At 51.9% G+C, this 13,125-nt stretch carries 10 protein-coding genes; all 10 read left to right on the forward strand.

Annotation, left to right across the window (positions count from 1 at the left end):
• Nucleotides 1-341: 341 nt before the first annotated feature.
• The 10 genes from COMA2_RS14425 (at nucleotide 342) to COMA2_RS19875 (ending at nucleotide 13,063) form a co-directional block, all read left to right on the forward strand.
• Nucleotides 342-815 (forward strand): JAB domain-containing protein, encoded by a 474-nt coding sequence (locus tag COMA2_RS14425; protein WP_090899663.1) that lies wholly within the window; start codon nucleotides 342-344, stop codon nucleotides 813-815.
• 1,140 nt (nucleotides 816-1,955) lie between these two features.
• Complete coding sequence (locus COMA2_RS20530) at nucleotides 1,956-2,426, forward strand: tetratricopeptide repeat protein (protein WP_217490764.1); 471 nt, start codon at nucleotides 1,956-1,958, stop codon at nucleotides 2,424-2,426.
• A 112-nt stretch (nucleotides 2,427-2,538) separates the two neighbouring features.
• On the forward strand, nucleotides 2,539-3,435 hold the full coding sequence (locus COMA2_RS14435; RefSeq protein ID WP_407919018.1) for an LPP20 family lipoprotein: 897 nt from the start codon (nucleotides 2,539-2,541) through the stop codon (nucleotides 3,433-3,435).
• Between the two features lie 6 nt (nucleotides 3,436-3,441).
• Nucleotides 3,442-4,965 (forward strand): hypothetical protein, encoded by a 1,524-nt coding sequence (locus COMA2_RS14440; protein ID WP_139077386.1) that lies wholly within the window; start codon nucleotides 3,442-3,444, stop codon nucleotides 4,963-4,965.
• A gap of 198 nt (nucleotides 4,966-5,163) precedes the next feature.
• Complete coding sequence (locus COMA2_RS14445; RefSeq protein WP_175304626.1) at nucleotides 5,164-5,697, forward strand: LPP20 family lipoprotein; 534 nt, start codon at nucleotides 5,164-5,166, stop codon at nucleotides 5,695-5,697.
• 30 nt (nucleotides 5,698-5,727) lie between these two features.
• Entirely contained in the window at nucleotides 5,728-6,228 is a 501-nt protein-coding gene (locus COMA2_RS14450; RefSeq protein ID WP_090899678.1) for a hypothetical protein, read from the forward strand.
• Between the two features lie 37 nt (nucleotides 6,229-6,265).
• Nucleotides 6,266-7,312: a S1C family serine protease gene (locus tag COMA2_RS14455; RefSeq protein ID WP_175304627.1), complete on the forward strand. Its 1,047-nt coding sequence runs from the start codon at nucleotides 6,266-6,268 to the stop codon at nucleotides 7,310-7,312.
• Nucleotides 7,313-7,321: 9 nt separating this feature from the next.
• Nucleotides 7,322-7,900: a hypothetical protein gene (locus COMA2_RS14460; protein WP_090899684.1), complete on the forward strand. Its 579-nt coding sequence runs from the start codon at nucleotides 7,322-7,324 to the stop codon at nucleotides 7,898-7,900.
• 11 nt (nucleotides 7,901-7,911) lie between these two features.
• Nucleotides 7,912-10,938 carry a sigma 54-interacting transcriptional regulator gene (locus COMA2_RS14465; protein WP_090899687.1) on the forward strand — a complete coding sequence of 1,009 codons (3,027 nt, stop codon included), beginning with the start codon at nucleotides 7,912-7,914 and terminating at the stop codon, nucleotides 10,936-10,938.
• 919 nt (nucleotides 10,939-11,857) lie between these two features.
• Nucleotides 11,858-13,063, forward strand: coding sequence for a YfaP family protein (locus COMA2_RS19875; protein WP_175304628.1), 1,206 nt, complete (start codon nucleotides 11,858-11,860; stop codon nucleotides 13,061-13,063).
• Nucleotides 13,064-13,125 lie beyond the last annotated feature (62 nt).

Raw genomic sequence — 13,125 nt, forward strand, 5'->3', positions numbered from 1 at the left:
TTGATGCAAGCCTGTTGGAAGTACGTATGTGCGGAGAGGACGGCTGAAGACAGTAGGGTGGAGAGGGGTAGATCGGCCGCAACGAGGTTGATCCAGTACCGCGCGCTCATCCGTCATTGTCAGTCGATCGGACTTGTTTGGCCATGGAAGGCCGATGGCCTGCCGCGCACGGATCGTCTGACGCAGCGTCCGCGCCAGCACAGATCTGTCACGGCCGCCGCTGAATGCTCATCCGACCCGTGCTGCTTCGGCAGTCCTCGCCCTGTCACCTCCGTTGTCCTGCCCTGGCGCTTCGGTTTCTGCGAAAGCGCCAGTGCGTTCAACTTTTGGGAGGTGCCACCATGGCCAAACAATCATTCAAACAACTCAACGTTCCACGCTTCATTCCTCGCTACCGGGTCACGCTCGTCTCTGAGGGCGGTCACACTGCTCCATACGGCGTTCTTCGCGATTCCGCTGCAGCGGCCGCAGCGCTGCGTCCATGCTTTGACGGTCTCGATCGCGAGCAGTTCCTCGTCTGTTGTCTCGATGCGAAGAACGTTGGCATCGGCGTGAACATCGTCTCGATCGGCTCGCTTACGCTCAGCATTGTCCATGTCCGCGAAGTGTTCAAGTCCGCCATCCTCCTCAACGCTGCTGCGATCATCGCGGTCCACAATCACCCGTCCGGTGATCCCACACCGAGCCCGGAGGATCGGACGCTCACGACACGATTGCGGGAAGCTGGAGACTTACTGGGCATCAGATTACTCGACCATCTGATTCTCGGTGACGACCGTCTCTATAGTTTTGCCGATCAGGGCTGGCTGCTGTGAGGTAACAGCCAAAGTCCTGTTGCGCATCCTGTCCATTATCCTTCTGAACAGATGACGCCTGTCGACACCTTCGGAAGATTCCAGGTTCCTACTACAAGTGGTGGTCTGCTCTTGACACAGCGGACGCCTAAAAAATAGGCAAGGTTCTGAAGAGGGCGCAGTGCGCTGTCACTAGTGTGCTCACCTCGATTTGTTCACAAGGTTATCCCCAGAAGATGGGGACGACGGGCTGAGCGTGATGGCCTCGCTCTCGTTCCACGGGTGCTGCATAGGCGAGCAGTGGCGACCAGGTGTTCGCGGCGGGGTGCAGGATATTTGTACCCACGATTTCAGTCTTTGACTATTGCCAATGTAGCAGTGGTCGACTATATTTCACGAGGCTTAAGTATTCATGCGTTATAGGTCAAAGAATAGTGGCTGGACTTGATTCATCGTTCCTTCCTTTCCAAGTATCCAACAATCTATTCTCCTCTAATTGTTCCCGGTGCATGCTCAGAGCTGATGGGTGTCGTACGTCAGTCAAGCTGGATGTCGCTCCCGCAAAACTATTTCCCCTCATACTATAGGAAGCTTCCCGGCAGTCTGTGGGGATAGACCGATTGGGGTCGCCTTGTACGAAGACGAGAGAGCCTATTTACTTAAATGATCAATGGCTTAGCTGGCGGGATTGAGTTGGAATGAGCTTTGCTGGATTAGCGACTCAAGACGAACTGAATCTCAGGGTAGTACAGGAGGTTTGAGGACATGATGGTGGAAGGAGGAATCTCCATGTGTGAGGTGCGTTGGAATCAATCGGAAAAAATAGGGCGTGTGGCAGCGTGGTTGCAGAGGTGGAACTGTCTATTGCCGGTCTTGCTTGTTGTGCTGGTCTCTTTACTCGGTGGATGCGCGGGAACACGTGCCACGATTGTAGAGGTGCCGGTCAAACCAAAATTAGTGCTTCCGGGGAATATTGGTGAGTTTAGGATTCAAGACTTTGGAGGGCCTGCTGACTGCGCGAGGGACTTATGGACAGGGATCCATGAACTGGCTGTAAGAGGAAAGCTTACTCCAGTGGATCCTCGCTTCCGCTCCGTGGAAGAACCACTACATATCACAGGCACTATTGAAGATTGTTCCCTAAGGATGGGGTATGGAGCATTGAAAGCTACGATAACACTGTCCCTCGGGGAAAAACCGTTGCATCAGGAACTAGTGCGACAAGAAACCACTCGACCGGGCGCCTCTCGGGAGGAAGTGCGTGGGATATTAGTCGATCGGGCGGTGAAGCAGGTAGCCTCGATTTTTGTGTCGGACTGGAAATCAGAGTTGCGAGAGGTGTGCGCTCAGGGATCGAGCGATCCGGTGTGGATTGCACTCCACGACAAGAATTGGAAACACGCCCGTGAACTAGTGTCTGAATTGACCCGCAAAGACTCCCAAGACCATTGTGCCTGGTTCAATTCCGGCATTACCCACGAGGGCCTCAAACAATTTGATGAAGCAGTGCGGAGTTATCAGAAGGCAGTCGACGTGGATCAAAATGAAAAATATAGTCAGGCGCTCTCACGCGCCAAGCGCTCACTTGATAGTTTCAGGGCCATCAATGCTGAAAGAAGGCCTGGAGAGTAAGCCCATGAGAAAGCGTTTGCGCAAAACAGTTGTCCGTAAGGCGTCCGTGACCGGGAGCAGAGCGGTCGCGTGCCAGGTCGTCATTATACTGGTCGCGGTGCTATTGGGAATCATGTGCATTCCCTCTGTGCATGCCGAGCCAGTGGTGCGAGTATTGTTCGGGGATACTTGCTCATTTTTGCCAGAACGAGAACCTCCAGAATGGTTATTCAAACGCCCGAGGACGGATGACAAGGTTGGAGTTGGGAGCGCTGATCGCATGCCGAAGTCATCCGAACAGATTCAAGTGGCGGAACAGAATGCTCGCGCCGAACTGGCCAAGGAGATCGAAGTCTCGGTGAAAGAAGAGGTGAAGATCTTTATGGAGGAACGGAACGATTCTGCAATGAAGGGCATTTCGCACGAAGGCGAACAACAGATCTCCCTGGAGGCACGCCAGGTTGTTGATCAAATGTTGTCAGGTTCGGAAATAAGAGAGAGGTATCTGGATCGTAAGAACTGCGTTACCTATGCCCTCGCAATCGCTCCAAAGGCCGCGGTGGAAGCGGTGCAGAAGAAACTTGCTGAACAATTGCGTCGCCAATTCAAGCTTAAACCATTCATGCTGCTTGATCGATCCGAAGGGAGAGGCGAAGTAACAGCAGCTCTTAGAGCTCAATTGGAGGGGCTGTTCACGAAAATAGGTAATAAGCTAGTGGCTTCCAAGGAGCAGTATGGTCTCTGCTCTGACGACTCGGGGCAACCGCAGTGCAAAGAGTTAGCCGATACAATCTTTGCTGGATACAAAGTGCTATTGGATAGTGAAGAAACAGCAGCGGGTGACAAGCGAAGGATTTACAGACTTATAGGTCAAATTCGGTTCAAGGATCGCCTGATTGCCTCGTTCAACGTTGCCTGCCAGGGAACAGGGAAAGTCGGTGAGGAACATCTGATCGATCAGCGGGCTGCTGGATCATGTTTTGAAAAAGCCAAACCGACAATTGCAAAGGGAATGGAGGGTTCGGAATGAGCCGGGATGAGCAGTGTATCGGCTAGGAAAGGGGGAAGAATGGGAACAGTCAGGGAACGCACGAATCGATTTCTTTTACAACGGTTTGATCGGCTGTCTTACGGCATCACGGTGGGAGTCCTAATCTCCGGGGTGGCGGGATGCTCAGGAATGTCGGATAGCAGTGGGGGATTTATTCCAAAAACCATTTCACCCATTTCAGATATTGTGGGCCTCCCGCTTCCTACGACGGGCAATCCCTTTCCCTTTCCATTACCGACGGCCTGTTTGTCCCTGGGATCGATGATGTCATGGGATCTGGCAAAAGAGGGTCTTGCGTTCAAAACGGAGGAGGCCACGGTTGAATCGGCATTGGATCGGGTCAACACGGCAGCTCGGATTATTGAAATCGGTGGGTTGATCATGAAGACTCTGCCGATTGCTGCGGGATCTGCTTGGCCAAAGCAGGGGGATAGCAGTGTGCCGCTGACAGAGGAAGGTAAGTTGCGGAATATGCTTCAACAGGATCCGGCTCATTATGGTCGAAATACCCAGCTCACGTCGGCATTGAAACTGAAGGCGATGTATCTTCAGACCATTTTCTTTGCACGCTATCCCGATCTTTTTGCATTGCGCAAAATAGGCGTAGCCAATCCCACTGAGGATGAAGTGCAGGCCTTACAACGAAGAGTATTGGGGGAGAACTCAAGTCCGATCTTTACCAAAGTGTTCTATCGCTTCCTGAAATACAACCCGGCGTTCGAACCGAAGCCGGAGTTGTTCATGGGTAAACTGGATGGAAAAGCATCGGAGGTCTATACGAGTTTGCCTGACGCAGTGGAATCGTTGGCGGAAAATAAGCACGAGATTAAACTACTGAGAGAAGCGGTCCTGCAAGCAGAGGAAAAAAAAGCCAAGGAATACCGAGACATTCTGGACCTCGAGCAACGAATTAAGCAACTAGAGGCAGCCGAATTCGGTAATCCCTCTACAGCCGACGAGGCGGCGCAAGCGAGCAATCGGGATACGAATGCTGGCCAAGTTGAAGAGCTGAAGCAGCAGCTTGCAGTGCAGAAGAATGAATTCGAAACGACGGTGGCGGCGTACAAACAAGAGATCGAGAAATTGGGCCTTGAATTAGCCAAGATCAAAACCCAGCCCATCGTGTTCAATCCAGAACAGCAGGCGCTCGCCAAAAATATCCAGACAGCGGTGAATGCCGTGAAGGGCACAATGTGCCAATCGCAGCTGCTCTTGGCCATCGCGGGGTATCATTTCAAAGAAGCGGGTCCGAACTGGCAGCGTGAAGTGCAATCAATCCTTCGTCAAGCCGGTCCGGGCGCACCCGAACGGATCAAGCAGATTACACTTAATATCGCGATATTACCGGCGAATCTCTCTGTATTGACGACAGAGTCTGGTGTCCTCGAGAAGGAAGTCAAAGCCTATGATGGGCTGTTTGCAAGTCGAATTGCAGTGGAGGCTGGCGGGGACGGAACCTCAAACGACGGGTCTGGGATGATGAGGAGTTTGGGAGGTTTGTTGAAGTGAGGCGATTGCAGAGATGTGGAGTTGCTGAATAGGAACGGTCGAATAAAGCAGGGGTCATTCTCAATAAGAAAAGGGGGCTTCATGAAGCGTCTGGACCAAATGAAAACGAGTATGCTGGTAATGGTTGGTGTGATGGTGATCGTATCCATGGTTGTGGGATGCGCAAGTCAGAAACCAACTGGGCAGGAGGCAGGAGGGATGTCACGGGTCGATACGCCGCTTCAGGATGTCAAAGGGTTACCGGACTGGGTGTTAAAAGGGGGAGGTGGGGAGAAGATTGACGGACGGCGAGTGTTGCAAGGGGTAGGGAGTGTATCTGGTATCTTGAATCCAACCTTGCGCAGGAAATCAGCGGGAGCCCAAGCCAGAAATGACCTGGCAGCAACTCTCCAAGTCTACGTGGCCGGCCTCAATAAACAATATATGGCGGAAACTACAGCCGGCGATTTCTCACAGCATGATGTGGAGCAACGTATTCAAGACACGATGAAACAGGTGACCGAGGCAACACTCGTCGGTGCCCAGATAGTTGAGTACTGGGAACACCCGCTTCGAAATGAAGCCTATGCCTTGGCTCGATTGGATATGGAGCAGTTTAAAGACATCATGAAGAACTATGCGGCAGCAAGCGGGCAGTTTAAGCAGCTCGATGCCAACCTGCGAGAGTGGGTTCAGAAGAATGCCGATAAAGCCCATGATGAGTTGAATCAAGAGTTAGAGAAGAGGAAGTAGAACTAGGGGGGAGCATAGAGAGAGGACATCATGCGGAGTGCAAGGCACGTTGGTACGAGCTTCATCACCATCGTCATCGGGCTCGGTTTTCTTTTAGCACCTGGGTCGGCACAATCCGCCAGCGACAAAGAGCTGTGGCTGATTACGCCGGAAGAGGCAGCGATGGCATCTGCGAAGAAGCCGCCGGACCGCGATCTGACTCAGATAGGAGCAGAGTCCAGCTTAGGTCCAAAGATAGAGGTTCTGAAGCCGCCGGACGGAAGTGTTACGCCGTCCCCGGTAGAAGTCGATGTGAAATTTAGGCCTACGATCAGTCCAGTCGATCCAGCTAGTATGAAAGTCACTCTGATCAAATTTATCGATGTTGATATTACCGACCGTGTGCGAGGCTATGCTTCCGCAGATGGTATCTATGTACCGGCCGCTAAATTGCCCTCTGGTAAACACACAGTCCGTGTGAGCATTGCAGATCAAGATGGGTTGCGTAGCGCCAAAGACGTGACTTTCGAAGTAATAGATGGCAGGCCGTAGTCCAGCGTTTGGCTCAGTCAGGTCGAGGGAGGTCGATATGGGTGCCAAGTGGAGAGAGACGAGATCACTTTGCTGGAGCACGAGAGTTGGAGTGGTCTTCTCACTCATAACTGCAGTGTCGGCCGGATCGGCGATAGCAGCCGAGCTGTCTTCAGCACAGATTTACGCGTCTGCAGCGCCTGCGGTTGTGCTCATCGCTACTGGAAGCAGTGCTGGGACGGGCTCCATTATTGACGACAAAGGGCTGGTGCTTACGAATGCGCATGTGATCATGAACGATGAGAAAAAAACTCCTCACGAACGCATTCTTGTGTTTCTGAAGCCGGATCGCGTGGTCGGCGACTTTAACAATCAGGAAAATTTGGCTAGACGGCATGAGGCTAGGGTGGTGGCCTATGACGAGACATTAGATTTGGCTCTTCTGAAGATCGTGAGTCTGCCCTCCTCCTTGCCAGTTTTAGCACTCGCAGATCCGGGGGGGACCATTATTGGGTCGCGTGTCCTAGCCATCGGTCACCCTGAGAGGGGTGGGTTGTGGACCTTGACCACTGGTGTCATCAGCGCAGAGTGGAAAGATTACGCTACTGTCCCAGGATGGGATATCTTTCAGACTGAAACGAGCCTCAATCGTGGAAATTCCGGCGGACCCCTGGTGAATGAATTCGGTCAACAAATCGGAATTAACACGTTTATCCAGCGGCGGGCACCTGATGGATTGGCTATCACCAGCATCAATTTTGCGGTCAAGTCCAACGTTGCCAAGGATTGGCTGGCTAGGAAAGGCGTATATGTGTCATATGCGCCGTCAGCCAAGGGACCAGGAGTAAGAGACTCCATACAAGAAAGTCAGCCGGGACCGAAGGAATCTGGCGATAGAGATCCTTCCCCCAAAAATTTAGCACCAAAGCCAGATAAGGTTCTAGAAAATCAGCCGGAAGCTAAGCCGGAAACTGGCCCAGGCCTTCCGCCGCTGCGTCCCTATAGCATCGACACCTTATTGAAACGGCTGGATCTGGTCCAAAAGGATTTGGAAAAACAGATGGACGACATGGGCGCGGAAATTGAAAAACGTCGGCGTCGATAAGGCGTGGTCATGATGGCATTGTTTGAGAAGGTGCGAAAAAGAAAAGAGTACTTTCACTGGGGTGCAGTGGCTGTTGTACTCAGTGTCGGTTTTTTGTCTCAGATATATAATGTTGCACCTGTCGAAGCATCAGATGCTCTCTTGGACTGCAAAAAATTTGAAACGAAGGAGTCTGATTCAAGTGTGCTGGTGAAAGGGGTGGGGCCTTTTCGCTTTGCAACGGGGCCAGACTTCAACAAAGCAGCGGAGTCATGGGATCTCGTGGTGCACAGTATCATTGCTCGGTATGCCGGACTCTGTACTCGGTTCACCGCAGGTCTTGCGACCAAATCAGAATATGAAACAGGATTGAAAGAAATCGATGGGTATTACCGCGAGGCAAAGGAACTGGAATTGAAGCTGTCGGCTACCATCGAGCATCGTCGCGATGGTGCTAGCGCTACTGTCACTGGACCAGAACAGGCGATTAAGGATCTCGCGACCCGCATGCGACAGGCGCAGGGGGGAGAACAGATTAGTGCACCGCTCGTGCCGAAGCGGCCTTGCAAACCCAAGGATATGCTTGGCGCTCAAGGTCACAGGTGTTGAGGGGATAAGGTATGAGGCTAACATCATTGGATAACCATGGCGCAGCTCTTGTTATTGGCATAGTTTCAGCACTGGTAGTGGTTATGCTTTATATCCTTATGCCAAATTTGATCTCATCATGGGAGTTGAGTACATATGACCTCCGTATGCAATTGCGTGGGAGTGTCAAGCTTACTTCTCAGTTGGTGATCATCGCCAGAGATGACGTCAGTGATGAGGAAATTGGAGTGGGAATCTGGAATCGCCAGGTCTTTGCCAAAGTCATTGACGCCCTCCATCGCGCTGGTGCGAGAGTGATCGCACTGGATTTTGACTTTAGTCAGGCTAGTCCCAAGGAGCGAGGTGGGGAATCTAGTGACCAGGCATTGATCAGTGCTATGCGGCAATCTCATACGGTGTTTCTCCCGCTTCAGGTAACGCAAGAACAGGAATCCGAGACGTCGGTGGACCGTACATTTGGTCTCAACGCAAGCGTCTTCTTGGAAAAAGGGGTGTCTCATCGTCCACCATTCCTTCTCGATGTTCCACGGGTTGGCCAGGTCTTTCCACCGATGTTCAGGTTTCTCAGCGAAGCGAACGGGATTGGTCATGTCGCAGCCATACCTGACATTGATGGGGGTTACAGGCGTACCCCGGCTTTTGTGAGAAGTGGCGATGTGATTATTCCAGCCTTGGGTGTTTCACTCGCGGCAGCATACCTTGGTGTGAGTCCGGAGGCGATAGAACTCACGCCAGAAAAGACGTTGGTATTCAAGGGTGCAATAGCTTCTGATGGTATGCAGCGTGACCTGTCTATTCCCGTTGACCTGCAGGGAAATGTATTGCTCGATTACGCTGGACGTTGGGAGGGAGAGACCGAGTATTTCCCCATCATTGATGTGTTGAATAAAATTGAGAACGAAAAGGATGGCATAGACGGGTTGCGAAAGACTGTTCAAGGGAAAGCCGTCTTAATTATCCATGCTGCGATCGAAGCCGATAAACGGAGAACGCCCTTGGAGTTGAAGGCGCCAGGCGGGTTTATTTTGGCAAACACGTTTAATACGATTGTGACAGAGCGAAAACTCCATCTGCTCCCGGTTTGGGAGCAGTGGGGACTTACTGGGGTGTTGGCAATCTTCGTAGCCTGGTCGGCGCTATTGCTTCAAGGTTGGAGAAGTCTCGTGGGTGTTAGTGTTCTGGGTGTCTTGTATATAGCTGGCGCCTATGGAGCGTTTGCCTGGTTCGGCATGGTCGCGCCGATAGTGGTACCGATGGTCGGCTTGGTAGTGGCTTCAGGTGGCGCGTTGACCTGGACGTCTTGGTTAGGTCTCGGGCAAGTACGAGAGGCTGAATCTAAACGGATGGCACTACAGCAAGAGGTGATGGGTCTCCATGGACTCCGAGAGAAGCAGGAGGCTCGGATCAGACAGTTAGAAGCTGCATCAGCAGCTGCACAATCTGCACGGCTGACGCAAGAGCAGGCACTGAACGACTCACAGCATCTCCTGGTAGAACAAGTAGATTATGTGAAGCGGTTGGAAGGTGAGTTGGCGATTGTGAAAGGTGCGCCAAGAGAACAAGGGGTTCCGTCAGCGGAAGAACGCGAGCGTCTTGAGATCGAGCTGCGTCGTGCGAAAGAAGAACTGGTACAGACAGAGAACCGTGCCGTTAAGTGGCAGAACATATGCGAGTATGAAGCGCAAGCGCGTGAACGTTTGGAAACTGAGCTACGACTGGCCAAAGCAGAGCGAGAGAAGACAGACCAAACAATCGCGTCATCGCCAGCAAAGCGTACAAGTCTCTGGGCCCATGAGCCTAGTCATACGGCGCTTTCAGCTGATGAAAAGAAAAAGTTGCAGGATTTGTGTGAGGAGGACATCATCACCAGTGATCCAGGATTGCTGCATTGCTTGAAGGATCTGGAAAAGGTCGCTCAGAGTATGGTGAAGATCATGTTCCTTGGTGAGCCTGGGACAGGCAAGGAGCGTTTCGCGTTCTTGGCTCATAAGTGGAGTGACCGGAAGGGACGCCCATTTGTTCCTGTCAATATGGCAGCGATCCCACCAGATCTCTTTGAGAGTCAACTGTTTGGACATAAAAAAGGTTCTTTTACGGGAGCAATTGCTAATCACGATGGTTATTTTCTTCAGGCTGACACTGGCACGCTATTTTTGGATGAAATCGGTGATCTGAATTTCGTATTGCAAGCCAAACTGTTACGCGTGTTGCAGGATGGTTTCGTTACCCGCGTCGGCGAAAAGGAAGCGATTAGGGTGGATGTACGAGTGGTGTCGGCGACCAATAAGGATCTGTCGAAAGAGATCGCAGAAGGGAGATTCCGACAGGATCTCTATGATCGTTTATGCGGGATTGAGATGAGATTGCCACCTCTGAGAGAACGAATGGGTGATGTCCCTAAACTCGCGCAGTTGTTCCTTGGACAGGCAGCTGTTAGGAATAAGAAACCAAATCGTCCACTCTCGAATGATGCGAGCGCTCGTCTTCAAACATGGACTTGGCCTGGGAATGTTCGGGAGTTGGAAAAATGCCTGGAACGAGCTGTTCTTCTTGCGGAAGGTTCGGAAATCACGGAACGAGATCTAGGCTTAGGTCGGGTGTCAGACGAATTAGTGGTTCCGCCGACGGCTACACCATCATCTCCAATGATTCAGGACACGGATGATATTGACCTAAGTCTTGAGGAATTGGAGTTTTTAAGGGCAATGCGCCAACATTGTTTGACGATAGGGAATGCCGCGGATGAACTCGATTGGAGTCGTGATACTGTCACGGAGTGGTGGAAAGGACTGTGTTTTAAGGCCCTGGTGTATCATCAGTTCGATCGGGAGAAAGCGGCGGCTAGCTTGGCCGGAGAGTCTGGGCTGACCAAGCTAGTGCTGAAGAAACTGAACGAGTATGTGAAGGGACTTAACAAAGTGGTTTCAGAGGATCCCCCTTCTTCGGATTTTCGTGCCTGGTGTAAACAACACTTCAAAAATCTGCCAGCTTGCTATTATCCAGCAATTGACGCTCTGATTCGTGCCCGTATTGTGTAGTGTCACGATCTTCCGGTTCTCTGTGAGATGCCTGGCCGTTGACGACATTTCAGTCACGGGCTTCCTGGCTTGCCTCGCATAATCCCCCTCGATTTAGAATCATGCTATCTGTCTAGTCTCCTCGTATCCTACGCTGTATTCCTGTATTGCCCCGGAGCGGGGGAGCAAGCGTTTGTTAGGTAGAGGGAGCCGTTTCCCCCCGAATTGCGGGGATCCTGCCCGAGTCCCCGCATAACTAACAAAACACCTTTACGATCTTCCCGTAGCGCTTTCCGAATAAGTCATTGAATACATGATGATTGGTTGGGCTTGGTCCGATTAAAAATTGATGGCAGCGGACTTGCTGAAGGACAGGTCATGACCTACAGCCCCATTCATAATCGGACCGGTGAAGATGGAGTAAGCACGTGCTCACACAATCCGGAGGTGAGGGATTCACATACTGATGTGGCCGGCGTTTTTTAGTCGATGCCAGGTTTGGATGACGGGGATGGAATGTCGGGGATAGGTCAAACAGGGATGTGTGCATAACCACAAGGAGGATGCGATGAAGATGTTGATCTCAGGATTTCAGAGGGGGCGAACGCGATGGGGAGGCATCATTGTTCTGGTCATGCTCTGCCTTAGATTGGCTGGTTGTAGTGGAGGGGGTGATGTGAGTGCTCCACTACCTACGCCAGCTAATGGGACACTTACCGGCCGTGTGATTGCTTCAGACGGTTCGGGTGGAGTTCCGAATGCGGTAGTTGAGGTGGGAACGGTGCAGACCACATCAGGGGCTGATGGCAGTTACTCATTGTCCGTACCAGTCAGTGATCGAGCGATCGTACGTGTTGAAGCGAACGGTTATGCGGAGAATATTCGCATTGCCCGTGTGATAGGTGGGCAGAGTACACCTCTCACTGTACGACTAGTCAGGGTGGGTGTGACACAGACTGTGGCTGTTGCATCAGGTGGCACAATTACTGCGCCGAATTCACCAGCTCAAGTCGTTATTCCAGGCGACGCCCTTATCCCACTAGATGGAGGACCCCCAGCGGCGAATGTTCAATTTGGGATCACTCCTATCAATGTCGCTGCGACAACGAACAATATGCCAGGAGACTACACTGCTTCTACCGGTGGAAATATTGTGACGATTGTCAGTAGCGGTGCAATGAGGATCAGTGCAAGGGATAGCAACAACGTGCAGTATGGACTGGCCCCCGGAACCACTGCGACGATCCGTATCCCCGTTAGTACAAGATCGTCTAGTGTATCGGCAACAATTCCCCTGTTTTATTTTGATGACTCAAGTGGACGATGGATTGAGGAAGGGCAGGCGACACTCGCCGGGACTGGTGCCAATCGCTACTACGAAGGCACGGTGTCTCGTTTAAGTTATTGGAACGCGGATCTGGTGACAGAGACAATCTTGGTGAATGGTTGTGTCAAAACCCAAGCTGGACAGGCAGTGGGCAATGCCCTTGTCGAAAGCGATGGGATCGACTATTCAGGTTCCTCTCAGGTGTACACAGGAGCAGATGGTTCATTCCTTCTGCCAATCCAAAAGAATGGCAAAGCCACAGTGGCGGCCTTGGTCGGTACGCAACTGACCAATACGGTCAGTATTGGGCCAAGTGCCACGGATATCGCACTGGATTCATGTCTGGTAACCGGATCCCGTGATGGTTTCAATATTAAGCTGACATGGGGCGCAAGCCCATCGGATCTTGATTCCCATCTCTACACACCTAACGGTGATCATGTGTATTTCGGTGATAAGGGGGCTCTGACGGGATTCCCTTTTGCCAATTTAGACGTGGACGACACCTCAAGTTTTGGCCCTGAGGTCGTAACACTCATCAAAGTGATGCAAGGGACGTATATCTATGCGGTCCATAACTACAGCGGTACACAAAGTCCTGGCATCACGGCATCTCCTACGCGCGTGGAACTCACACGCGACGGAAATACCACCGTCTTTGCTCCAATAACGGGTGAAGGAGCCAAGGTCTGGTGGCATGTCTTCAACATTGAAGTGGATGCGCAGTGCAATGTCTCTGTGACTCCGGTGAATGCCTGGCTTGATCAAGCGCCAAGCCCATTACCTGGAGGAACTCCGACTATTTGTAACGTGAATTAGGATTGTATTCAGAGGGAGAGGCCGCTCAAGTGGGTTGGCCTCTCCTATCCATCCACCAACAA

The sequence above is a fragment of the Candidatus Nitrospira nitrificans genome, assembly GCF_001458775.1.
Lineage (GTDB): Bacteria > Nitrospirota > Nitrospiria > Nitrospirales > Nitrospiraceae > Nitrospira_D > Nitrospira_D nitrificans.